The 23,469-nt window shown below is 60.5% G+C and carries 15 protein-coding genes, 1 tRNA gene and 3 pseudogenes; 9 read left to right on the top strand and 10 right to left on the bottom strand.

Going from position 1 to position 23,469, the window contains the following annotated elements; genetic code table 11:
- The first annotated feature begins 37 nt into the window (after positions 1-37).
- The 3 genes from selA (at position 38) to AC3IT9_RS14420 (ending at position 3,500) form a co-directional block, all read left to right on the top strand.
- Positions 38-1,468, top strand: a complete 1,431-nt coding sequence (gene selA, locus AC3IT9_RS14430; protein WP_489273451.1) for an L-seryl-tRNA(Sec) selenium transferase — start codon at positions 38-40, stop codon at positions 1,466-1,468.
- Complete coding sequence (gene selB, locus AC3IT9_RS14425) at positions 1,465-3,372, top strand: selenocysteine-specific translation elongation factor (RefSeq protein ID WP_489273450.1); 1,908 nt, start codon at positions 1,465-1,467, stop codon at positions 3,370-3,372. The genes selA and selB overlap by 4 nt, the downstream gene beginning before the upstream one ends.
- A gap of 32 nt (positions 3,373-3,404) precedes the next feature.
- Positions 3,405-3,500 (top strand) — tRNA-Sec (locus tag AC3IT9_RS14420).
- A gap of 8 nt (positions 3,501-3,508) precedes the next feature.
- Here AC3IT9_RS14420 and AC3IT9_RS14415 read toward each other — a convergent pair.
- Complete coding sequence (locus AC3IT9_RS14415; protein ID WP_489273449.1) at positions 3,509-4,837, bottom strand: OprD family porin; 1,329 nt, start codon at positions 4,835-4,837, stop codon at positions 3,509-3,511.
- A 100-nt stretch (positions 4,838-4,937) separates the two neighbouring features.
- The gene (locus tag AC3IT9_RS14410) at positions 4,938-5,591 is read right to left on the bottom strand and encodes a hydrolase (protein WP_046043338.1); all 654 of its coding nucleotides are present in this window, start codon (positions 5,589-5,591) and stop codon (positions 4,938-4,940) included.
- Positions 5,592-5,798: 207 nt separating this feature from the next.
- On the opposite strand from AC3IT9_RS14410, the gene AC3IT9_RS14405 reads away from it, so the two are divergent.
- On the top strand, positions 5,799-6,530 hold the full coding sequence (locus tag AC3IT9_RS14405) for a hypothetical protein (RefSeq protein WP_489273448.1): 732 nt from the start codon (positions 5,799-5,801) through the stop codon (positions 6,528-6,530).
- A 313-nt stretch (positions 6,531-6,843) separates the two neighbouring features.
- Here AC3IT9_RS14405 and AC3IT9_RS14400 read toward each other — a convergent pair whose 3' ends face one another.
- The 3 genes from AC3IT9_RS14400 to AC3IT9_RS14390 form a co-directional block, all read right to left on the bottom strand.
- Positions 6,844-8,322, bottom strand: a complete 1,479-nt coding sequence (locus AC3IT9_RS14400) for a DUF1254 domain-containing protein (protein WP_489273447.1) — start codon at positions 8,320-8,322, stop codon at positions 6,844-6,846.
- 16 nt (positions 8,323-8,338) lie between these two features.
- Positions 8,339-8,488: a hypothetical protein gene (locus tag AC3IT9_RS14395; protein ID WP_191624889.1), complete on the bottom strand. Its 150-nt coding sequence runs from the start codon at positions 8,486-8,488 to the stop codon at positions 8,339-8,341.
- Between the two features lie 72 nt (positions 8,489-8,560).
- On the bottom strand, positions 8,561-9,628 hold the full coding sequence (locus AC3IT9_RS14390) for an alpha/beta fold hydrolase (RefSeq protein ID WP_489273446.1): 1,068 nt from the start codon (positions 9,626-9,628) through the stop codon (positions 8,561-8,563).
- A gap of 302 nt (positions 9,629-9,930) precedes the next feature.
- On the opposite strand from AC3IT9_RS14390, the gene AC3IT9_RS14385 reads away from it, so the two are divergent.
- Positions 9,931-10,440, top strand: coding sequence for a cupin domain-containing protein (locus tag AC3IT9_RS14385; protein ID WP_489273445.1), 510 nt, complete (start codon positions 9,931-9,933; stop codon positions 10,438-10,440).
- Between the two features lie 194 nt (positions 10,441-10,634).
- Here AC3IT9_RS14385 and AC3IT9_RS14380 read toward each other — a convergent pair whose 3' ends face one another.
- Complete coding sequence (locus tag AC3IT9_RS14380; protein ID WP_489273444.1) at positions 10,635-11,252, bottom strand: dTMP kinase; 618 nt, start codon at positions 11,250-11,252, stop codon at positions 10,635-10,637.
- A gap of 184 nt (positions 11,253-11,436) precedes the next feature.
- A pseudogene (locus AC3IT9_RS14375) lies at positions 11,437-11,787 on the bottom strand (LysR substrate-binding domain-containing protein); the annotation flags it as partial.
- Between AC3IT9_RS14375 and AC3IT9_RS14370 the strand changes: the two are divergent.
- The 3 genes and pseudogenes from AC3IT9_RS14370 to AC3IT9_RS14360 form a co-directional block, all read left to right on the top strand.
- Positions 11,788-12,336 (top strand): annotated as a pseudogene (locus AC3IT9_RS14370) (LysR substrate-binding domain-containing protein); the annotation flags it as partial.
- Positions 12,323-13,198 (top strand): annotated as a pseudogene (ocd, locus tag AC3IT9_RS14365) (ornithine cyclodeaminase); the annotation flags it as partial. The pseudogenes AC3IT9_RS14370 and ocd, both read left to right, overlap by 14 nt.
- Before the next feature lie 328 nt (positions 13,199-13,526).
- On the top strand, positions 13,527-18,353 hold the full coding sequence (locus AC3IT9_RS14360) for a M10 family metallopeptidase C-terminal domain-containing protein (protein WP_489273443.1): 4,827 nt from the start codon (positions 13,527-13,529) through the stop codon (positions 18,351-18,353).
- A gap of 99 nt (positions 18,354-18,452) precedes the next feature.
- On the opposite strand, the gene AC3IT9_RS14355 is transcribed toward AC3IT9_RS14360, so the two are convergent.
- Positions 18,453-20,000: a phospholipase D family protein gene (locus AC3IT9_RS14355; RefSeq protein WP_150724304.1), complete on the bottom strand. Its 1,548-nt coding sequence runs from the start codon at positions 19,998-20,000 to the stop codon at positions 18,453-18,455.
- Positions 20,001-20,307: 307 nt separating this feature from the next.
- Between AC3IT9_RS14355 and AC3IT9_RS14350 the strand changes: the two genes are divergently transcribed.
- Complete coding sequence (locus AC3IT9_RS14350; RefSeq protein ID WP_150723844.1) at positions 20,308-21,129, top strand: DeoR/GlpR family DNA-binding transcription regulator; 822 nt, start codon at positions 20,308-20,310, stop codon at positions 21,127-21,129.
- 53 nt (positions 21,130-21,182) lie between these two features.
- Here AC3IT9_RS14350 and otnI read toward each other — a convergent pair whose 3' ends face one another.
- Both otnI and AC3IT9_RS14340 read right to left on the bottom strand, forming a co-directional pair.
- Positions 21,183-21,965 (bottom strand): 2-oxo-tetronate isomerase, encoded by a 783-nt coding sequence (otnI, locus tag AC3IT9_RS14345; protein WP_423502865.1) that lies wholly within the window; start codon positions 21,963-21,965, stop codon positions 21,183-21,185.
- A 21-nt stretch (positions 21,966-21,986) separates the two neighbouring features.
- The gene (locus AC3IT9_RS14340; protein WP_151213476.1) at positions 21,987-23,447 is read right to left on the bottom strand and encodes a GntT/GntP/DsdX family permease; all 1,461 of its coding nucleotides are present in this window, start codon (positions 23,445-23,447) and stop codon (positions 21,987-21,989) included.
- Between the last annotated feature and the right edge of the window lie 22 nt (positions 23,448-23,469).

The following is a 23,469-nucleotide window of genomic DNA, read 5'->3' as shown; positions in this document are numbered from 1 at the left end:
CTCTGGCGCGAGGGTCATTCGTTTTCAGGAGCGCCAGATGTCTGCACGCAGTGCCAGCCAACCCCTGCGTCTACCTTCCATCGACAGTCTGTTACGTCACCCGGCGTGCCAGCCGTTGGCCGAGCGCTATGGACGCGACGCCTTGCTGGGCGCCTTGCGGCAATTGCTGGATGAATTGCGCGAAGGGGTGCTGCAGGGTTTGCTCGAACCTGTGGAAGTCAGCGCTGACGTGCTGGCGGGCAGGGTTGGCGAGCGCTTGGCCATCCAGCATCGCAGCCATGTACGCAGGGTGTTCAACCTCACCGGCACGGTCTTGCACACCAACCTCGGCCGGGCGCTGTTGCCCGAGGAAGCGATCGAGGCGGTGCAAATGGCCGCACGCTATCCACTCAACCTCGAATTCGACCTGCGCAGCGGCAAGCGCGGAGACCGCGACGACCTGATCGATGACTTGATCCGCGAACTGACCGGCGCCGAAGCGGTGACCGTGGTCAACAACAATGCCGCTGCGGTACTGCTGACCCTCAACAGCCTGGGCGCGCGCAAGGAAGGGATTATTTCCCGGGGCGAACTGATTGAAATCGGCGGCGCCTTCCGCATGCCCGACATCATGGCCCGCGCCGGGGTGAAGCTGGTTGAGGTCGGCACCACCAACCGCACCCATGGCCGCGACTACGAGGCCGCGATCGGCCCGCGCAGCGGTTTGATCATGCGCGTGCATGCGAGCAACTACAGCATTCAAGGCTTCACCACGAGCGTGCCGACCGCCGAACTGGCGCAACTGGCCCACCAGCACGGCTTGCCGCTGCTCGAAGACCTCGGCAGCGGCAGCCTGCTCGACTTGACCCGCTGGGGTTTGCCGGCAGAGCCGACTGTGCGTCAGGCGCTGCTGGATGGCGCGGACATCGTTACCTTCAGTGGCGACAAACTGCTGGGTGGGCCACAGGCCGGGGTGATTGTCGGCCGCAAGGAACTGATTGCCAGGATCAAGAAAAATCCGCTCAAGCGTGCGCTGCGGGTCGACAAGATGACCCTGGCCGCCCTGGAAGCGGTACTGAGTTTGTACCGCAACCCGGACCGACTGGCCGAGCGCTTGCCGAGCCTGCGCCTGTTGACCCGGCCACAGGCCGATATCCTCGCCCAAGCCGAGCGTTTGCGGCCGGCGCTGGCCCAAGTGCTGGGTGATGGCTGGAGCGTCAGCGCGATGCCAGCACTGGGCATGATCGGCAGTGGCAGCCAACCGGTGGCGAGGCTGGCCAGCGCAGCGCTGTGTCTGCGGCCGCTGACTTCCAAGCGCTTGCGCGGGCGCTCGCTGTTGACGCTGGAGGAAGCCTTTCGCGCCTTGCCGATTGCGGTCCTCGGGCGCATCGACGATGACGCCCTGTGGCTGGATTTGCGGCAATTGGACGACGAGCCGGCATGGCTGGCGCAACTCGATCAATTACAGGTGGAGGGCCGGGCAGGGTGATTGTCGGCACTGCAGGGCACATCGACCATGGCAAAACGGCGCTGCTCCAGGCGCTGACCGGGCAGGCGGGTGACCGACGCCGCGAAGAGCGTGAGCGCGGCATGACCATCGACCTCGGCTACCTGTATGCCGCGCTGGAGGCGGATGCGCCGCTGACCGGTTTCATCGACGTTCCCGGCCATGAACGCTTCACCCACAACATGCTGGCCGGGGCGCAGGGCATCGATCTGGTGTTGCTGGTGGTGGCCGCCGATGACGGGGTGATGCCGCAGACCCGCGAGCACCTGGCGATTGTCCAGTTGCTGGGCATCCCTCGGGCACTGGTAGCGATAAGCAAGTGCGACCGGGTCGACAGCGCCCGGGTGCAGGACGTGCGCGAGCAGGTCCGTACCTTGCTGGCGCCCGGACCCTATGCCGATGCACCGCTGATTGCGCTGTCGAGCGTGACCGGCGAGGGCATCGAAACCCTGCGCCAACAATTGCTGCAAGCCCAGCGTGAAGTACAGCAACGCAGCACTGAAGGTGGTTTTCGCCTGGCGATCGACCGGGCCTTCAGCGTGGCCGGGGCCGGTATCGTGGTGACCGGCACAGCGCTGTCCGGCCAGGTCGCGGTGGGCGATACCCTGCTGTTGGGGCCACAAGGCAAACCGGTGCGCATCCGTGGCCTGCACGCGCAAAACCAGGCCGCCGAGCATGCCTTTGCCGGCCAGCGCGTGGCGTTGAACCTGAGTGCCGAGCGACTGGCCCTCGAACATATCCATCGCGGCCACTGGTTACTCGCCGAAGGCCTGTATGCGCCCACCCAGCGCCTGGACATCGACATGCAACTGCTGGCCGGCGAACCCCGGGCCTTCGAGCACTTTCAACCGGTGCACGTGCACCTCGGCACCCAGGACGTGACCGGGCGCGTCGCCTTGCTGGAAGGCACCAGCCTGGCGCCCGGTGGACGGATGTTTGCGCAACTGCTGCTCAATTCAGCGGTGCATGCAGTGAAGGGTGATCCGCTGATCCTGCGTGACCAGAGTGCCCAACGTACGCTGGGTGGCGGCCGGGTGCTCGATCCGTTTGCACCCACCCGGCAACGCCGAAGCCCCGAAAGGTTGGCGCAACTGGACGCGCTGGCGAACAGCGCAACGCTGGAAGATGTGCTGCCGGCATTGCTGGCCCATAGCGACAGCGGGCTCGATCCGCAGCGCCTGGAACGGCAGTTCAACCGACCGCGCAGCAGTTGGGTGTTGCCCGCTGACGTGCGCCTGATCGACACCCGCCAAGGCGCGTTGCTGTTCAGTGCAAGTCGCTGGGAAGCCTTGAAAGCGCCTTTAGTGGATCAACTCGCGCGTTTCCATCAACTCGAACCGGATCAAATGGGCCCGGACCGGGACCGCCTGCGTCGATTCACCGGCAGCACGCTGGAACGCCCGACATTCATCAGCCTGCTCGATGAATTACTGGCCAGCGGCGACATCGCCAGCAGCGGTCCGTGGTTGCATCTGCCCGGGCATCAGGTGCGCTTGAGCGAAGAGGACGAAGCCCTGTGGCTACAATTGCAGCCACTGTTCGACGCGGCGCAGATCAATCCGCCCTGGGTGCGCAACCTGGGGCATGACGAAGCAACCGTCCGCGCATTGCTACGCAAAATGGCGCGCCTGGGCTTGATGCATCAAGTGGTGCGCGATCTGTTTTACACCGACAGCATGATTCGCCGATTGGCGGCTATGCTGTTGCAGCTGGCGGACGCCAACCCGGTGATCCAGGTGGCGGCGTTTCGTGATGCGGTGGGCCTGGGGCGCAAGCGCAGCATCCAGATACTGGAGTACTTCGACCGTATTGGCCTGACTCGACGCTTTGGAGATCGACGGCAGATTCGCCTGGACAGTGCGTTGGCCCAGCGCACAGAGCACTGATTCAGGGGCATGATTCAAAGGCATGGTTTCAAGGAAGGCAATCGCGCCCGGTGGCGCGGCCGGGCTTCAAACCCGGTTGGGGACGGCATCCGTTCCCGGGCAGGTTCGACTCCGGCTGCCTTCCGCCACTTTCCGCTCAGAACGGCCCGAAGCCCAGCGGGTACTGGATGACCACGTACACCCGGTCGATGTCATCGCCGGCCTGGGCCGCATTCGCCCGGTGCGACACATGGGACAGTTGCAACGACAAACCCTTGGCCGCCCCGGACTGCACGACGTAGTGCAGGTCAATGTCCCGCTCCCAGTGCTTGCCCCCATCACCTTGTTGCGGCGCGAAGGTGCCGGTCGCCGGGTCGAACGGGTTATAGGCGCCGCCTTGCGGTGCATGGGTGCCCTCGATCTGGTCGCCGGTGACGTAACGGGTCATGAACTTCAGGCCGGGTATCCCGAAGTTGGCCAGGTCCAGGTCGTAACGAACCTGCCAGGATCGTTCGCCGGCGCCGTTGAAGTCGGCGTACTTGATCGAGTTGGCCAGGTAGATGGAATCGCCACCGACGAAATCGAATGGCGTATCACCGTCGACCTTTTGATAAGCCAGGGTGAACCCATGGGCGTCCAGCGTGTATCTGCCGGACAGGCTGTACGCCGTGTTGTCGATGGCACCGGCCAGCGCCTGACCGGTGTCCCGGGTGTGATAGAGGTTGGCGTCTAGGAACACCTCGGACTGCTTGAAGTGCAGGTTGCCGTAGTACTGATTCCAGGTATCGGTCAGCTCCGAGGCATACAGGGCACCGCCGATAGGACTTTGGGTAAACAGATTGGTGCCGACAAACGAAATGCCACCGGCCTCGGTGTTGGCGCCATAACCGAAAAAGTTGCCCTTGCCTGAAGCACTGTCCTGATTCTTGAACGCCGTGAAGTGGCCGGCCTGCAGGTTCATGCCATCGATTTCGCGGCTGTTGAGCAGAAAACCTGTGGCGTACTCCGGCTGCAGGCGTTTGTCCGCGGTGTCGAACACCGGGGATTCGACCTCCATTTCGCCAAACGCCAAGGTGGTATTCGATGCCTTGAGCTTGATCGCGCCGCCACCGCTGGAGTAGTCGCTTGCGCTGCGGCCGTCACTGCCCACTGGCAACAGACCGGTTCCGGAATGGCCCTTGCCGCCATCAAGCTTCAATCCCACAAAAGCATGGGCATCGAGGCCGAAGCCGACCGTGCCCGGTGTAAAGCCGGATTCAAAAGCGCTGATAAAACCTTGAGCCCATTCGGCCTGGTAGCTCTTGCCGGTCGGCGAGGGCGATCGATAGTCGCTGTTCAGATAAAAGTTTCGGTTGAGCACGCCAAGCGTCGCGCCCTCGAAAAATCCTACGGTGCCTTTCGCCGATTCCTCCGCCAGTGCGTGGGTGGCCAGCAGGCAGAAAAACAGGGCAATGGCCGCCCTGAAGTCTTGCGGGAAGAGGGTCATCAATGGCTCACCACAGGGGGTAGCGACTGCGATGATTCACTGTAGGAGCAAGCTCGCTCCTACAGGGTTCGTCCGCAGTCGCCGGTTTTTTCAACGGACCTTAATGGCCTTCGGATGCGCCAAACATGGTCTTGGCGTAGATCAGGCCCAGACCGTAGGCACCGCCGTTGGCAATCGAGGTTTTCACCGTTTCGTCGTAGGTCTCGCTGCGGGCCCAGTCGCGTTGCAGTTCCAGCAGGTATTGCAGCGAGGTCATCGGCCGGGCACCGATCTGGATCATGCGCTGCATGGCCATTTCATGGGCTTCGGTGCTGACGTCGCCGCAGGCGTCGGCAATTACATACACCTCGAACCCCTGGTCAATCGCCGACAACGCCGGGCCAACGATGCACACGGACGTCCACAGACCGGCGAGGACAATCTTCTGCTTGCCGATGGCGTTGACTTCCACGGCAATGCGCTCGTCTTCCCAGGTGTTCATGCTGGTGCGGTCGATCACGTTGTGTTCCGGGAACACAGCCTTGATTTCGTCGAAGATCGGCCCGGAAAAGCTCTTTTCGGCGACGGTGGTGAGAATGGTCGAGACCTTGAAGCCACGCGCTGCCTTGGCCACCAGTGCGGCGTTGTTGCGCAGGGTGACAGCGTCGATCGACTTGGTCGCGAAGGACATCTGCGACTGGTGGTCGATCATGATCAGGGTGTGGTCGGTCGGGGTCAGCAGGGTTTTGCCAGGTACTGCCTTTGCAATGGCCATGACACTGTCCTTACGGGGGTGAGTGAGGTGGTCATGGTTACGTAGATCGAGTCGGGAATATTGAATCGGTGTGCTGTCTTTGATGCCTGGTGCGCACAGTGGTTTGAACCTCAACCCGGTTGTCCATCGGCCCGGTCCTGCACGCGGCCGGCTATCCATTATTCTGGTAATGATGCAAGAGCTAACGGACGAGGAGGGGACGCAATCATGTCTGCACAGGATCGCGAACTGCTGGACCAGGTACTGAGCGCTCATGGCGGCCTGGTGCGCTGGAACAGTTTCAATAAGGTCTGCGCCACGATCGTCACCGGCGGCTCGCTCTGGGGCATGAAAGGGTTGACCCAGGACAGCGCGCCACGCCAGATGAGCGTGTGGCTGCATGAACAAAGAGCCTCGGTGACACCCTTCGGCTCACCGGAGCAATTCACGGCCTATACGCCGAATCGAATCGCCATCGAGAATACCGCGGGCAAGGTGATTGCCGAGCGCCAGGCACCCCGGGCATCCTTCAAGGGCCATGGGGAACACACGGCCTGGGACCCGTTGCACCGGGCCTACTTCAACGGCTATGCGATGTGGTCCTACCTGACCATGCCCTTCCTGTTCACCTTGCCGGGCGTAACCAGTGAGGAAATCGAGCCCTTGCAAGAGGGCGCCGAGCTCTGGCGGCATTTGCGGGTTCACTTCCCCGACAGCATCGCAACCCACAGCGCCATCCAGGACTTCTACTTCGGCGATGACTTTCTGCTGCGCCGCCACGACTACAACGTCGATGTGAGCGGCGGCATGCCCGCTGCCCAACTGGTTTATGACTACGTCCAGGCCGACGGATTGCGCATGCCGGGCAAGCGGCGAGCCTATCGGCGCAAGGCCGATGGGCACATCAACAAGGAGGCGTTGCTGGTGTCGATCGACTTGAGTGAGATCCATTACTCGTAGCAAAAGTTGTGTTTTGGTGTAACCAGATTTGATTATCCAATTCCAAATGCTGACAGGGCCGCTGAACGCTGGATGACTGTTCAGGCTCCCACCTTTGTTTGGCGGTGTAGCGAGCCTTTGTGGGCGCCACTGAAACCTGTGGGAGCGAGCTTGCTCGCGATGAAGCCGGCGCATCCAGCATTGATGTCGGCTGACACTCAGCCATCGTCGGAACGCCGCCCGGAGCAAGCTCGCTCCCACAGGGTTTTGGGGGTTTCCATGCCACCAAAATGAAATGAGCGCCACCTGGGCGCTCATTTTTTTCAGATCCTGTTCAATTGGTTTTCACCACCGCCGGCGGGGTCCAGTCGCCGTCGAGGGCATCGGCTTGCGGCCAGTAGGCGCGGATGTACAGCGAGAATTCGGCGCCTTTAGGCGAGGGCAGCCAGTTGCTTTCCTTGTCCTTGCCCGGTGATTCGCTTTGCACGTAGATAGTCAGCGAGCCGTCAGGGTTGGTTTGCAGGGATTTGTTCTTGGTGCCGATGGAATAACGCTTGAGCTCGTTCGGCGAGAAGAAGTGCTGTTCGTTGTACAACGTCAGCGACCAGAACCCCTTGACCGGCGGCAGCTTGCCTTTGGCGAACGTGACGCTGTAACCGTACTGACCGTTGAGGCGCAGGCCATTCTCATCCAGGTCCTGGTAGAAGTATTTGGTCTCTTTCTGCTGATTGACGAATATGTTCGAGCGCGCGACGGCGGTACGGGTGAAATAGTCGGTACCGAACGCTGCGCCGTTGCTCACGGTGCTCCAGTGATTGGGCAATTGCAGGCCGTAGTTGCGGAACTGCAACAGCGGGTCGATCACTTCTTTGTCGGCCTTTTTCGCCTCGTCGATCATCGCAGCGCGAAGTTGCGGGTCGGCCTTGGCGATGGCAGCCAGGGCGGCCATTTGCCCGTAGTGGGCTTCTTCGCCCGGCAATGGCTTGGCGTCCTTGAGCAGGGCCGGCAGTTCGTCGAAGAACTTCTCCGATACCACCCATTTGGTTTCGGCGTTGCCATCAGAAGCCTGGGCCGGGAATTTCGGCAGCCTGGCCCAGTTGCGCTTCTTCATCTTGCCGTCGTATTGCGACAGCGGGTACATGTCGATGCCCGACAATGCCGGCTGCACGGCCTGGCGGTCGGCGGCGGTGTCGTCCTGGAACACCCGGGGGATCACGAACCCGGTGTTCGTGTGCGAGCGGTACACCCGTTTAATGCCGGGCGGCACCTTGCCATTCCAGTCCGGGCCGACCAACAGGTAGAAACCTGGCTGGGTGTTATACATTTTGCCCAGTTCGGCGAAGCTGTCGGAACGCAGGTCGACCACCTGATACACCCAGAAGCGGCCGTCGAAGTCCGGCACTTGCAGCACCACCGGCTCAAGGTCCAGGGCGATGCTGCCGGCGCCGTACACCACGTCCTGGTTCGGGCAGGCCACCAGCCGCTCGGCCGGGTCGATGTAGTCGCTGAGCATCGACAGCCGATTGATCGGGGCCACGGGTACGATGCCGCCCATCAAGCCGGGTTCGCGAAGGTCTTTGAACGCCTGGCGGCGATTGAAGATGTTGGCCATCGGCCAGGCCCAGAAATACGCCTCGCGCGCCATCATGCGCACGTACGGTTCAGTTACTTTGGTGCCGGCGACAGGGCCCGCGACCGCGCTGGCGGCGGTGGCTTCGACAGCGCGGTTCTGTGCCCCCGGCAGAGGAGTGGCGGCGAGCGTACTGGCAATGGTCAAGGCAAAGAGAGCGTGGCGTCGGGGCAAACGAATCATAAAGCGTCCTGACTTGTCAGCGGTCACCTGATGCAGGTGAGTTGCTGAAAAGATAGCTCATGTTTGCCGCAGCAATACCTGTAGGAGCCGGCTTGCCAGCGATGGACTCAAGTGCACCGCGTTTATCCAGTTCACACGCGTTATCGTTTACGACCATCGCCAGCAAGCTGGCTCCTACAAGGGACCGTGCCCACGAAGGTGGTTATTCGGGAACAGCAAGCGAATGCCGGATCCGCCCTTAAAGATGATCCGCATCGATCACCGCCTTGGCAAACGCCTGCGGAGCTTCCTGTGGCAGGTTGTGGCCGATGCCGCCGTTGATCAGCCGGAACTCGTACTTGCCGGTGAAGCGCTTGGCGTAATCCTCGGGGGCAGGGTGCGGTGCGCCGTTGGCATCACCTTCAAGGGTGATGGTCGGCACGCTGATGGACGGCGCCGTGGCCAGTTTCTGCTCCAGTGCTTCGTATCGGCTTTCACCCTGGACCAGGCCCAGGCGCCAGCGGTAGTTGAACACGGTGATCTCGACATGGTCGGGGTTGTCCAGCGCCTTGGCGCTGCGGTCGAAGGTGGCATCATCGAACGCCCATTTCGGCGAAGCCAATTGCCAGATCAACTTGGCGAAGTCGTGGGTATTTTTCTCGTAACCGGCGCGACCACGGTCAGTGGCGAAGTAGAACTGATACCACCACTGCAATTCCGCCTTGGGTGGCAGCGGGTTCTTGCCGGCCGCCTGGTTGCCGATCAGATAGCCGCTGACCGAGACCAGCGCCTTGACCCGCTCCGGCCACAACGCCGAGACAATGTCGGCCGAACGCGCACCCCAGTCATAGCCACCGAGCACCGCTTGCTTGATCTTCAGGGCATCCATGAAGTCGATGACATCACTGGCCAGCGCGGCTGGTTGGCCATTGCGCAGGGTTTTGTCGGACAGGAAATGCGTATCGCCATAGCCGCGCGCATAGGGCATCAGCACCCGATAACCCTTGGCGGCCAGCAACGGCGCGACCTCGTCATAGCTGTGAATGTCATACGGCCAGCCGTGCAGCAGGATCACCACCGGCCCGCCGGCCGGGCCTGTTTCGGCGTACGCCACGTCCAGCAGCCCGGCGTTGATGTGCTTGAGCGGGCCGAAAGGCGAGAGCGCCGCCTGGGTGGTGCCGGCAGGGGGCATCGCTGGCTGCGCGGTGGCGGTCGTTTGCGCGTGGGCCGTGCCGAGCACGCCGAACAGAGTCAGCGCGAGGATCGAAGGGCCGACCAGGTGGCGGCGAATGTTGCCGGTGTTGCTGTTAGGCAGTGCCATCTTCATGAGGGGTCTCCATTACTAGCCATGGGTCAGGGGGCCGGTCCGAGCCCCTTCAAACCTTGCTTGCATTGAAACGCGACAACGTATCTGGCCTGTGTCGAGTCGTCGGTCGGATGAAAGTCTGTGTATCGAGATGTCATGCAGACATACTGTGATACACATGAAAAAGCTGTTCGCCCGGTTCCTTGGAGCAGGGCGTGTGGCCGGGATAAAAGCTAACTCGACTAAAGCACTATTTAGTCGAGTTATGTCGATAAATGCTGCGAATGCGGCGTTAAAGTCACGAATGATGGGGCAGACGGCAAATGACACAAAGCACCCTGCGAATTGGCGAAATTATCAGAGCCCTGGGCCTTGAGCCCCATGTCGAAGGTGGTTTCTTTCGCAGAACCTACCAATCTGACGACCAGAACATGATCCTGACGTCGGGTGGCCAACGGCATTGCATGACCTCGATTTACTATCTGTTGACCCAGGACTCTCCAATAGGTCATTTCCATCTCAACCAGTCAGACATCGTTCATTACTATCATCTGGGCGATCCGATTCAGTACACACTGATTTTTCCGGACGGCGCATTGAAAACCATCGTGATGGGTCACGACATTCTCGCTGGACAATGCTTGCAGCTGCACGTGCCCGGTGGCATCTGGAAAGCTTCGCAGGTAATGCACGGCGCGGCAGGATTCGGCTTGATCAGTGAGGCGGTTTCGCCAGGCTTTGATTTCGCGGATATGGAAATGGGTGACCGGCAAAAGCTCGGACAGCAGTTTCCTGAGCATTGGGCATTGATCGAAAATCTGACGCGAGGATGAGGTGGTTGCTTGCTTCAAGATCTGTGTGTGTCAGGGTCAATCTGGCAATATCGAATTACGCATAATGTATATTATGTTAAATCAAGTATTACTCTATAGATGCGCATAGTGTCCTGTCCGTTTCCCTGCCGTCCGCTTTCCTCTTGGCATGCATCTCCAGCAATCGACGTCAAGGCCGGCGCAGCGAGCTTCGCCTACGGGTACCGAAGGACTCTATAGATCTCAGAAATCACCTGCATCGTTGCGTCTTCGATCGTTCCTTCGTTACGGCATAAAACCCAGCTGTGATCTGCAATTGCTTGCTCGAACGCCTTTGTACAAGCGACATGTTCTTCCAGCTTATGGATCACAGTACTGCCCAACCCACGTCCTCGTGCCGCAGCCCTTGCCCACGAAATATCAGGGGCGGTGACAACCCCGACATGCAGGTCTGGCACTCGCACGTTTCGATCAATGTTCAATTGTAGAATCTCTGCAAACGGGACTATCCGGCGAAACGCGGCATCAGACGGGTACCAGCGATCGATCAAGATAATGCTGTCTGGTGGCTGTTTAGTCAGCACGTTCCGGGAAATCCAGGTACGGCTATCAGCAAAGCGCTCACAAACCCTCAACTCCAAATCCCGGGTGGGATTTCTGACGAGCTTGTTAACGAGGGTCATTGTTTCACCCCTATAGGGATCGCTTTTTTTCTCGCAAAGTCGGATCACCTTTTTGTTGTCTGCCCTCAGTAATTTCGTCACGGCTTCCAACAGTGTGGTTTTGCCGGCTCCCTTGGGCCCATCTAGAGAAACAAACAGCGGACGATTCATTCTTCACATAACGATTGAGATACGATTTTTTTTGCCCGGTTCGTTCGCTGGAAACGCTTGGCGCGACTACGCGAATCGAGTGTAGGGACCTCATGAACAGACATTAATGAACACTCTAACTTGGTTTCTGCCTAACGGGTCTCAAAAGAGCAATCAATTGGAGTTGACCCGGCATCAGTCTGCATCACTGCCAATGCTCACATAGCTTAACCAGCTCATCGACCACATACCTGACCTTCGGCCACAGATGGGACACCTTTGGCCAGACGGCATGCACATCGACAGGTTCCGGCCCATACACTTGCAGAACCTCCACCAGCCTGCCCGCTTCGATATCGTCCTGGAACAGGCTGCGTGGCATCTGGCACAAGCCTGTGCCGGCGACTGCCGCAAGAATCATGGCTTCGCCGTCGCCAATCTGATGGGCTGAGGGTGGCGCGTAACGGATGGTCTGCCCTGTTTGCATGACCCGCCACGCCAACGGCTGGCCGAGCCGGTGCCCGACGATGCAACGGTGATGGCTCAGTTCTTCCAGTTGGACGCGCTGGCTGAACGCGCTCCGGGCTGCTCGATCAGTACGCTGCGCAACACCTCCGATACCTTGGCCGAAGGGTTGCAGAACGGTGCGATCGACCTCGCCGTTGGATTACTGCCGCACCTGCAAGCCGGATTTTTTCAGCAGCGCCTGTTTCACCATCGCTATGTCTGCATATGCCGCAAGGACCACCCCGCTACCAGGGAACCGTTAACGCTTGAGCGTTTTTGCAGTTATGACCACGTTCGCGTCGTAGCGGCAAACACGGGGCACGGCGAAGTCGATACCTTTCTGGCGCGGGCCGGCATCGAGCGCAACATACGCCTCGAGGTTCCCCATTTCGTCGCAGTCGGCCACATACTTCAGCGCACCGACTTAATGGCAACAGTGCCTGAACGATTCGCCAGCAGTTGCGAACAACCCTTTGGGCTCGTGGTTCTACCGACGCCAGTGGAGCTGCCTAATATCGAGATAAACCTGTTCTGGCATGCACGCTATAACAAGGACCCAGCCAATCGTTGGCTTCGCCAACTGAATGCCCGTGTCTGACGCATCGCTCTACGCTTTCAAGTATGTCAACGGACATCCGAAGAACACCCACAATGGCATGCTGACGGTCATGGCGTTTGGTGCGTTGGGAGACGTCGATACCGGCAAGCCGGTTTTGCTGAGTGAAATGACGCTGACGACCGCCATTCGTACCGCTGCCACTTCTGCACTCGCGGCCCGCTACCTCGCCCGACCGGACAGTCGCCGAATGGCGCTCATCGGCAACGGCTCACAGAGCGAATTCCAGGCCCTGGCATTTCATACACTGCTCGGCATTACTGAAATCAGTCTCTACGACATCGAACCGGCCGCGACAGCGAAGCTGGTAGCCAACCTGCGGGCCTACCCCGCCATTCAGGTGACCATTGCCAAATCCGTCGCGCAAGCGGTGCGTGGTGCCGATATCGTGACCACGGTCACGGCCGACAAGGCCTACGCAACGATTTTGACGCCTGAGATGATCGAGCCCGGGATGCACCTCAACGCCGTGGGCGGCGACTGCCCCGGCAAGACCGAACTGCACCGGGACATCGTCGAGCGTGCGCGGGTCATGGTTGAGTACGAGCCGCAAAGCCGCATTGAAGGCGAAATCCAGCAGATGCCCGCCGACTCACCGGTTATCGAGTTCTGGAAAGTCGTCAACGGTCAGACCCAGGGTCGCCAGCATGCCGAGGAAGTCACCTTGTTCGACTCGGTCGGCTTCGCCATCGAGGACTACTCCGCCTTGCGCTATGTGCTGGATGTTGCACGAACGCTCAACATTGGCAGCGACATTCAGCTGGTGCCAGAGCTGCAAGATCCCAAGAACCTGTTCTCGCTGCTGCTGCCTTCAGTAACAGCCGATGCAAGGCTTCGGGCTTAACTCCACTCGACACTTCAAAGCGTTCACCTGGCGGCCCCTTCGGCTGCCAGGCGCAACCCCGAACAATCCCTCGGTCGTTTGAGCCTTTTTTACAGCGCCATCCGCTGCGCGAGCCACTCGGTTCCACTGCGGCCTCGCTACCTGAGCGAGCGTCAAATAACCGTTATTTTTTCGAAACATTTCATAACCGCTAATCAGTTGGTTCTGTTTTCTTGACACTCCCCCGATATGCGGTCACAACTTTTGCGCTCCGTTGGGTCATAACACGGTAGCTGCCGATGGAATATTGGCATCTACCGAGGTTCTCGCCTGATACGGAGATAAACTCATGATTTTCAATGTACAAAATTTTGGCGCCAAAGGAGATGGCATCACTGACGACACGGCGGCGATACAAAATGCAATTAATGCGGCGGCGGCTGCAGGTGGGGGGCAGGTGTACATGCCGACCGGAACTTATATCGTTTCGGGAGGTGAGGAACCCTCAGACGGCTGCCTGATGCTCAAGAGCAACGTCTACCTGTACGGCGACGGCATGGGCGCAACCACCGTCAAGGTGACTGACGGCTCCGACACCAAGATCACCGGAGTCATCCGCTCCGCCTATGGCGAGCAAACCCACGACTTCGGCGTCAGCAACCTCACCATCGACGGCAACCGTGACAACACCACGGGCAAGATCGACGGTTGGTTCAACGGCTACATTCCCGGCGAAGCGGGCTACGACTCCAACGTCACCCTCGACAGCGTCGAGATCAAGGATTGCTCCGGGTACGGTTTCGACCCCCACGAGCAGACCGTCAACATGGTCATCAAGAACAGCGTGTCCCACGGCAACGGCCTGGACGGTTTCGTTGCCGACTTCCTCAGCGACAGCACTTTCGAAAACAACGTGGCCTACGACAACGACCGGCACGGTTTCAACGTCGTTACCAGCACCCACGACTTCACACTCACCAATAACGTTGCCTACAACAACGGCGGCAATGGCATCGTCGTGCAGCGCGGCAGCGAGGACATCCCCTCCCCCAGCAACATCACCATCACCGGTGGCGAGGTGTACGGCAACGGCGCCGAAGGGGTGCTGATCAAACTGTCCAGCGAGGTGACCGTCAGCGGCGTCGACATTCACGACAACGCCAGCGCCGGGATCCGCATCTACGGCAGCAACCACGTCGAGATCATCGACAACACGCTCAACAACAATTCCCTGGGCAACCCCGTACCGGAAATCATCATCCAGTCCTACGACGATACCCTCGGCGTGTCCGGCAAGTACTTCAACGGCAGCGATAACACGATCCAGGGCAACATCATCATCGGCAGCGACCTGTCGACCTACGGCGTCGCCGAGCGCAACGAAGACGGCACTGATCGCAACGCCATTATCGGCAACACCATCAGTCACACCAGCAAGGGCGCCACGCTGATCTACGGCGACGGCAGCTACGTCAGCGCCACGGTGCCGATGACCACCGTGCATGGTACGGCCGGCAACGACACCCTGCTGGGCAGCGCCGCCAGCGAGATTTTCTACGGCGGTGCCGGCAACGACACTATCAATGGCGGGGCCGGGGGCGACATTCTGGTGGGGGGTGCAGGCATCGACAAACTCACCGGCGGTACCGGCGCCGATACGTTCCGTTTCGTCGCTCAGTCCGACACTTACCGCAACGCAACCACAAGCTTCGATGACACCATCACCGACTTCGACGTCACCCAGGACAAGATCGACCTCGCCGGCCTCGGTTTCACAGGCATAGGCAATGGCCGTGGCGGCACCCTGCAGGTCAGCTACAGCGCCAGCAGCGACCGCACCTACATCAAGGACTTCGATGCCGATGCCAGCGGCAATCGCTTCGAGTTGATTCTCTCGGGCAACTTCGCCAGCACCCTGACCGCCAGCCATTTCATCTTCAATCGCGTGGTCACTGGCACCAGCGCCAGCGACTCGCTGCTGGGTAGCGATTCGGCCGACACCCTGCTCGGCCTGGCGGGTAACGACAGCCTCAGTGGCGGCGCGGGCGACGACAAGCTCGACGGCGGTGCCGGCATGGACACCCTCACCGGTGGCTTTGGTGCGGACGTCTTTGTGTTCTCCAATCGCCTGGACAGTTACCGCAACTACAACACCGGCGGTGCCAACCTTGGCGACCTGATCACCGATTTCGATATCACCGCTGACAAGATCGATCTCTCGGCCATGGGTTTCACCGGCCTGGGGGATGGCAAGAACAACACCGTATACCTGGTGCTCAACAGTGCCGGCACCAAGACGTACATCAAGTCCCTGACCGCCGACGCCGATGGCAACCGTTTCGAAGTCGCACTGAACGGCAACTACCTCGACAAGCTGACCAGCGCCAACTTCGTCTTCGCCACGTCATCACCGAGCAACCAGGCGCCGGTGTCAGCCACGCCACTACTGGATCAGAACGCGACCGAGAACACCCTGTTCAGCTACGTGGTGCCGGCCACCAGCTTCACCGATCCGGATAATGACAGCCTCAGCTACACCGCCAAATTGGCTAATGGCAGCGCCCTGCCTGGCTGGCTGACCTTCGATGCAGCCACCCGTACGTTCAGCGGTACACCCAACGACACCGCGTCAGGCAATTACAACGTGCTGGTTATAGCCACGGACCCGGTCGGTGCATCGGTCAGTGATAGCTTTGCCCTGGTAGTGGCCGATGCGCCCGCCAACACCATCACCGGCACTAACAATGCCGAAACCCTCAACGGTACGGCGGCTGCAGACCTGATCCTCGGCCTCGGTGGCAACGACACAATCAAGGCCGGCACCGGCGCGGACATCGTCGACGGCGGTGCCGGACGCGATTCGCTGTACGGCGGCGACGGTGCCGACACCTTCCGCTACAGCAACGTACTCGACAGCTACCGCGACTACGACACCGGCGGTGTCTCGGCCACCGACACGATTTATGACTTCACCGCGGGCGTCGACAAGATCGATGTTTCGGGCCTGGGCTTTCTCGGCTTGGGCGATGGCAGCAATGACACGCTTTACATCACCCTCAACGCGGCCGGCGATAAGACCTACATCAAGTCCGCGGAGGCCGACGCCGATGGCAATCGCTTCGAAATCGCCCTCAGCGGCAACTACTTCAACACTCTGACCGCCAGCGACTTCGTGTTCGGCGAGCTAGCCCAGCAAGACATCCTCTACCTGCCCACACTCGGCCAATCCAATGCGCGCCTGCTGCGCATGACCGAGGACGACGGTCAGTCCGGCACCTCGATGCTGGTCAACGATCTTGATCGCTACACCACCTACGACGTGCGCAGCCAGTTCACCGATGCCGATGGCAACGGCATCGACATCGCGGTGGGCGGCAGCACGGTCACCGGCCTGTCGACGCTCAGCGCCGAGGAACTCGAGTTGTGCTGGTGGCTGACCGACACCAACCAACCCGGGCCTGCGCTGTTGCGCGCCGTGACGCTGCTGCGGGACCAGCTCACCGAACTGCAATCGATCAATAACGTCACCATGGGCATCATTTGGGGCCAGGGCGAGGAAGCCGCCCAGGAGATCGCCCGCGCCACGGACAAAGCAGCGGCAGCAGCGGCGTACAAGGCCGCGACCCTGAAGGTGCTTGATTACCTCCATGCCCAGTTCGGCAACTTCAGCGTGTACCTGATGGAAACCGGTCACTACGAACAGGACGCGGCGCGTGCCCGTGGTTACTCACAAGACAAGATTGCCTCCATCGTCGAGGGGGTTGGCTATGTCCGCGCCGCCCAGGAAGCCATCGCCGCCGAGCGCGCCGATGTCAAGCTGGCGGTGGACTACACCGACCTCCCCCTGCGCCACGAAGTCGATCCGCTGGCGTATCCCGACGACGTCTGGCACCTGCACGAGGAGTCGGCGGAGATCGTCGGCCAGCGTTTGGCCGACTACATTGCCGATGACCTTGGCTTCCAGGGCAACCCCAACGACAACAACAGCGTGCAGGACATTTTCGACAACGCCCGGAACATGATTTCCGGTACCGACCAGGCGGATACCCTGGTGGGCAGTTCGGGTAACGACACACTGGATGGCGACCTGGGAGCCGACACCATGACCGGTGGCAATGGCAACGACATCTATGTGGTCGATAACGCGTTCGACCGCGTGGTGGAAACCAACACCTCGACCTCGCAGATCGATACGGTGCAGGCCTCCGTCAGCTGGACCCTGGGCGCCAATCTCGAGAACCTGGTGCTCACCGGCGTGTCGGACATCAACGGCACCGGCAATGAGCGGGACAACTTCATCACCGGCAATGCCGCCAATAACGTGCTCGAGGGTGCCGCAGGGGTCGACAGCATGAGCGGCGGCGATGGCAACGACACCTACTATGTCGACAACGCCGATGACACCGTGATCGAGATCAACAGCAATGCGGCGTCTGGAGGGGTTGACCGTGTGCACAGCAGCCTGGCGGCCTATACCCTCGGCAACAACGTCGAGCATCTGTATATCGACAGCACTGGCGCCGCCAATGGCACGGGCAACGCGCTGGACAACACGCTGTTCGCCGGAACCGGCAACAACGTGCTGGACGGGCGCGATGGCATTGACACGGTGTCCTTCGAGCGCGCCCTGTCCGGCGTTACCGTAAACCTCTCGACCTCGGCCCAACAAAACACCACCGGCTCCGGGCTCGACACCTTGAAATTCTTTGAAAACCTGACGGGAAGCGCCTACGCCGACAGTCTGTCGGGCAACAGCGCCGCGAACGTGTTGAACGGTGGTGCGGGCAACGATACGCTGGTGGGCGGTTCGGGCGATGACCGGCTGATTGGCGGTGCAGGCACCGACAACCTCACCGGTGGCACTGGCGCAGACACCTTCGCGTTCAGTGCGCTGTCGGACATGGGCGTCGGGGCTTTGCGCGACGTGATCAACGGTTTCAAGAGCACCGAGGGCGATCATCTGGATTTCACCGGCCTGGACGCCAACCCACTGTCCGCCGCTGTCGACGCTTTCACCTTGATCGGCAGCAATGCCTTCGACCCTGCCAACGCCACCGGTCAACTGCGCTTTGCCGATGGCATTCTCCAGGGCAGTGTCAACGCCGACGCCACCCCCGAGTTCGAAATCCAACTGGTGGGCGTCCAGGAGCTGCACGCCAGCGATTTCACACCTTGAGTCAAGCCCACAGGGGATTTGCAGTGCCCGAAAGATCAAAGACCAACACATGCAATGAATGCGAGGGAGACGGCTGTCGCAGGGTAAGGCGATTTCGCTCTAGAGCATTTTCTCCAGGCCGATCTTGTCGCTGAGCCAGGCCTTGAAGCTGCGCCATTTGCCGCCGGGCTCCTCATGCAAGGTATGCAGGCGGTCGTCGTCCTCGGTGAGCCAGACGACTTCGCCGTTTTCCAGTCGGGCCTGGTAACTCATGGCCGGCGCCATGCCCTCAAGTGCCAGCTGGCGCACTTGGCCGGCCAGTTCGGGACTATCGACCAGCACCCCGACTTCAGTGTTCCAGAACACTGAACGCGGGTCGAAATTGAACGAACCGATGAACACTTTCTGCTTGTCCAGGATCATGGCCTTGGTGTGCAGGCTGGAGTCCGAGCCACCACTGAAACCAAACGAAGAACTGCGACCGGGATCGTCCGGCTGGCGCCGCAGCTCATAGAGTTTCACGCCATGTTCGAGCAGAGTCTTGCGATACGGTGCATAGCCGCCATGCACCGCAGGCACATCGGTGGCTTCCAGTGAGTTGGTCAGCAGGCGCACATCAACGCCGGCATCGGCACGACCCAGCAGATAGTCCATGCCCGGCTTTTGCGGGACGAAATAGGCCGAGATCATGATCAGCTCGTTATTGACGCTATCGAGTTCAGGCCGCAGCTGTGTGGCCATCAATAGCGCGCGTGCCGGTTCGCCGTCGGCCAGGACCTTGCTCGGGGCATCCCACATGGCCTTGTTATGGGCCCAGATCAGTTGCTTGCGCCAGGTCTCGAGCTGCGGTTGGCTCCGGTAGGTCATGAGGTGGTCGTACAAGGCCTTGCTCTCGATACGTGCGCTCTGCAGCGATTGTTCCAGGCGCTGGCGGCTCTGGAGCAAGTCTTCGGCGGTTGGCTTGTCGAGCACGAAATCACTGATCGGCTGGCTCAGGGCGCTGTTCCAGTACTGATCGAAGCTGTGGCCCAACTGCTCGGCGACCGGGCCGATGCACAGCAGGTCCATGTCGGTGAAGTTGAGATCGGGCTTGGCGTCGAAATACTCATCCCCCAGGTTGCGTCCGCCAACGATGGCTGCGCTGTTGTCGGCCAGCCACAGTTTGTTGTGCATGCGGCGGTGTTGTTGAGAAAGATCGAGCAGACGCCCCATGGTTCGAGTGACCATGGTGCTGCGCCCCAGATGCAAAGGGTTGAACACACGGATATGGATGTTCGGGTGCACGGCCAGGGTAGCGATGACTTCTACCTGGCCGTCGCTGGCAGTGTCATCGAGCAAGATGCGGATACGTACGCCGCGATCGGCTGCCAGCAGCATTTCACGCACCAGTGCCCGGGTGCTGAGACCGTTATGCACGATGTAGTACTGCAGATCGACGCTTTTCTGCGCATTGCGGATTAACTCGGCGCGCGCCCGGAACGCTTCACTGCTGTTGGGCAGCAAGCGAAAACCCGAACGCCCCTCATGCGTGGTGGCTTGAGCCTGGATCGAGCGCCCGAAAGCCGAATCGCTGGCGGCTATCGCCTCGCTGAACTCGTGGGGCAAGCGCGTGGTGGCACAGCCGGCGAGCAGCAGCGCGAGCAACATGACAGGGATGAACCGGGACATGGGCAAGGAATTGTCCTCAACCTCGACGGGTGTGGTTTCAGCCTGGGGAGCCAGCCGGTACTTGTTGGCTGCAGTGAGCATCCAGCCCGCGGCAATCAGCACGACTTATTCCAGTAAAGCCCGGTTCAAGCAGCGTGTCGAAGTTTTCAGCAGTTCCATCCAGAGCACGAAATCGCCCTGGGGCCAGGTGCAGGCAACACGACGCGGATCGGACCCGATGCCTCATCACGCTACTGATCCGGCGGCAGATTCGCTACTATGGTTGCCCGCCTTCCTTGTCTGCGGATTTCTTCATTCTGGAGCCCGAATGCCTAGTCAAAAGGACATCGCCGCCGAAAGCGGCGCACCGATGATCCCTGAACAGCGCCGTGAATTGATGCTGCGACAGTTGCGCAAGCATCAGGTGCTGAGCGTTCATCAATTGATGGAAATGTTCGACTGTTCGCACATGACCATACGCCGCGATATTGCGTTGCTGGAGCAGGAAGGTCGTGCTTACTCGGTAACGGGTGGGGTGCGGATCGCCAGCCAGCTGCACAGTGAGCCCAGCCATCAGATCAAGGCGGTGGTCGAGTTGCCGCAGAAGCAGGCCATGGCCAGGCTCGCCGCCCGGCTATTGCATGCCGACATGACGATTTACCTGGATGCGGGGACCAGCACGCTGGAAATCGTCCCCTACATCAAGGCGCTGTCCGGCATGACCGTGGTGACCAATGACTTCGGCATTGTCCAGGCACTGATCGAAGCCCCCCATGTCACGGTGATTCATACCGGTGGGCAGCTGGATCACTCCAATCAATCGTGCGTGGGCGGTCTGGCGGTTGCCACCTTGCGTCAGGTGGTCACCGATATCGCGTTCATATCGACCAGTTCATGGGATTTGCGTCGCGGCCTCACCACCCCTTCGGCGCTGAAGGTTGAGGTCAAACAAGCCGCGATGCAATCGGCTTCGCAAGTGGTGCTGGTGGCCAGCAGTTCAAAATACGGCACCTTCAGCATGTACAGGATTGCCGGGCTCGAGCAGTTCGACATTATTCTCAGCGATGACGCGTTGACCGCTGCAGCGGCCGATGGCATCCGCAAGCAGGGTGTCGAACTGTTGCTGCCGGCTGACAGTACACCGGCGTGAAACAACGGACTCCTGCATCCTGCGGAATCCGTCGCCGCCCTCCTCTATAATGCTTAACGCGCTTTCCAGTCGCGCAACCACTGCAAGCCGGCAGACGTATTGCCTCGTGGCCGATATTCGCACCCTACCCAGCCGTCATAACCCAATTGGTCGATCAGTTCGAACAGATAGGGATAATTGACTTCCCCCAGGTCCGGTTCATGTCGGTCAGGCACGCCGGCGATCTGGATATGGCCGATACCATCGAAGTCGCGACGCAGTTTAGTCGCCAGGTCACCCTCGACGATTTGGCAGTGGTAGCAGTCGAACTGAACCTTCAGGTTACTGGCGCCCACTTCCTTGCAGATGGCCTGGGCCTGATCCTGGCGGTTGAGGAAAAAACCTGGCATGTCTCGTGTATTGATCGGTTCGAGCAATACGGTGACGCCTGCCTTGGCCGCCTGGGCGGTGGCGTAGGCGAGGTTTTCCAGGTATACGCCGTGATGCCGTGGGCGATCGCTTTCCGACGGCAACAGCCCGGCCATCACATGGATGCGCGAATTGCCCAGCACACCGGCGTAATCCAGGGCGCGATCAAAACCGCTACGAAATTCACTCTCCCGGCCCGGCAACGACACTGTGCCCCGCTCCCCCGCTGCCCAATCACCGGGCGGCGCGTTGAACAGTGCCTGCACCAGGCCGTTGTCGCTCAAGCGTTGCTTGAGTTCTTCAGCGCTGTAGTCGTAGGGGAACAGATACTCCACCGCTTCGAAACCGTCAGAGGCAGCGGCGGCGAAGCGATCCAGAAACTCATGTTCCGGGTAGAGCATGCTGAGGTTGGCTGCAAAACGAGGCATGGTAGCTCCTGAGATAAAGGGTTAGACAAAGGGCCAGATCAGCAGGGTAATACAGAAACCCAAGGTGCCGAGCAAGGTGGTCATCACCGTCCAGGTGCGCAGACCGTCGGCCACGTTCAGGCCTGACAGCTTGGTGAAGATCCAGTAACCGGCGTCATTGATATGGGACATGGCCAACCCGCCACCGCCCATGGCCAGACACAGCAGGGCCATGTGGTTCGGGGTGAGATCGAGGGTCGCAATCAGCGGGCTGATGATGCCGGCAGTGGTCACCAGCGCCACCGTGGTCGAACCCTGCACCGCGCGCAACAGCATGGTCAGCAGAAAGCCCAGGGCCAGAACCGGCAGACCGGTGGTGCGCAGCATGTCGGAGACCACGGCGCCGATTCCGGTATCCACCAGCACCTTGCCGAACACACCGCCGGCACCGGCAATCAGGATCACCATGGCGACACCGGGCAAGGCCGAACCGATCACGTCGGACACCTGAGTGCGGCTCCAGCCCCGGCGCGAACCCAGCAGCCAGGCACACAGCAAGGTATCGATCAGCAGCGCCACCAGCGGCGCACCGAGCACGGTCATGATGCCGCGCAGAATTGAGTCGGCAGGCAGCAACGAGGTAGACAGAGTCCCCAGCAGAATCAGAATGATCGGCAGCAGGATCAGGCTGACGATCAGGCCAAAACCTGGTGCGGGGGCCGACGGCAATTTGGAAACGATGCTGCTGGTCGACTCTTCCAGGCCCATGTGTGATACGGCTTCAGCCGCTCGCTCAGCGCTGATGTCGTTGCCATTGGACCAGGCGGCCAGATCCTCGTTGGTGACATGCGGACCATAGACCTCGGCACGAATATCATCGGTCATCGGGTACGCCCGACGGGTCATGCGCCCGGCCACGCGGTAACCGACATAGCAAAGGAACGCGGTGATCGGCAACCCGAACATCAGCACGCGGCCCAGGTCCGCGCCCAATTGGCTGGCAGCGGCGACTGCACCCGGGTGTGGCGGCAGAAAGGCGTGTACGGTCAACAACGCAGCACACATCGGCAACGCGAACACCAACAGCGGCTTGCGCGCACGCCGGGCAATACCATAGGCCAGCGGCATGAGGATGATCACGCCGACTTCGAAGAATACCGGCACCCCGACCATGAAGCCGGCAATCGTCAACGCCAGGGGCGTACGCCGGTTGCCGAAACGGGTGATCAGCGTCTTGGCCAGCGCCTCGGCACCGCCGGAGAGCTCGATGATCCGCCCGATCATCGCGCCCAGGGCAATGATGATTGCGATATGGCCCAGGGTCTTGCCCATGCCGCCTTCGATGGTCGCGACCAGATCGGCCGGTTTCACCCCGGCCACCAGCGCCACCAGAATGCTCACCAGCATCAAGGCCACGAAGGGCTGGAACTTGTACTTGAGCACCAGGAACAACAACAGCGCGATGCCTGCCCCAGCGGTAATCATCAGGATTAACGGGCTCATTTCAGAAGCCCTCCACACCGGG

Source organism: Pseudomonas sp. KH_046_1 (genome assembly GCF_057839025.1).
The sequence above is the reverse complement of the archived record's forward strand: the minus strand, read 5'-3'. Positions and strand labels throughout refer to the sequence as shown.

Coding starts and splice junctions, on each gene's coding strand:
- selA (WP_489273451.1), top strand. CDS start 38: ATGTCTGCACGCAGTGCCAGCCAACCCCTGCGTCTACCTTCCATCGAC.
- AC3IT9_RS14415 (WP_489273449.1), bottom strand. CDS start 4,837: ATGACCCTCTTCCCGCAAGACTTCAGGGCGGCCATTGCCCTGTTTTTC.
- AC3IT9_RS14410 (WP_046043338.1), bottom strand. CDS start 5,591: ATGGCCATTGCAAAGGCAGTACCTGGCAAAACCCTGCTGACCCCGACC.
- AC3IT9_RS14405 (WP_489273448.1), top strand. CDS start 5,799: ATGTCTGCACAGGATCGCGAACTGCTGGACCAGGTACTGAGCGCTCAT.
- AC3IT9_RS14400 (WP_489273447.1), bottom strand. CDS start 8,322: ATGATTCGTTTGCCCCGACGCCACGCTCTCTTTGCCTTGACCATTGCC.
- AC3IT9_RS14390 (WP_489273446.1), bottom strand. CDS start 9,628: ATGAAGATGGCACTGCCTAACAGCAACACCGGCAACATTCGCCGCCAC.
- AC3IT9_RS14385 (WP_489273445.1), top strand. CDS start 9,931: ATGACACAAAGCACCCTGCGAATTGGCGAAATTATCAGAGCCCTGGGC.
- AC3IT9_RS14380 (WP_489273444.1), bottom strand. CDS start 11,252: ATGAATCGTCCGCTGTTTGTTTCTCTAGATGGGCCCAAGGGAGCCGGC.
- AC3IT9_RS14360 (WP_489273443.1), top strand. CDS start 13,527: ATGATTTTCAATGTACAAAATTTTGGCGCCAAAGGAGATGGCATCACT.
- AC3IT9_RS14355 (WP_150724304.1), bottom strand. CDS start 20,000: ATGTCCCGGTTCATCCCTGTCATGTTGCTCGCGCTGCTGCTCGCCGGC.
- AC3IT9_RS14350 (WP_150723844.1), top strand. CDS start 20,308: ATGCCTAGTCAAAAGGACATCGCCGCCGAAAGCGGCGCACCGATGATC.
- otnI (WP_423502865.1), bottom strand. CDS start 21,965: ATGCCTCGTTTTGCAGCCAACCTCAGCATGCTCTACCCGGAACATGAG.
- AC3IT9_RS14340 (WP_151213476.1), bottom strand. CDS start 23,447: ATGAGCCCGTTAATCCTGATGATTACCGCTGGGGCAGGCATCGCGCTG.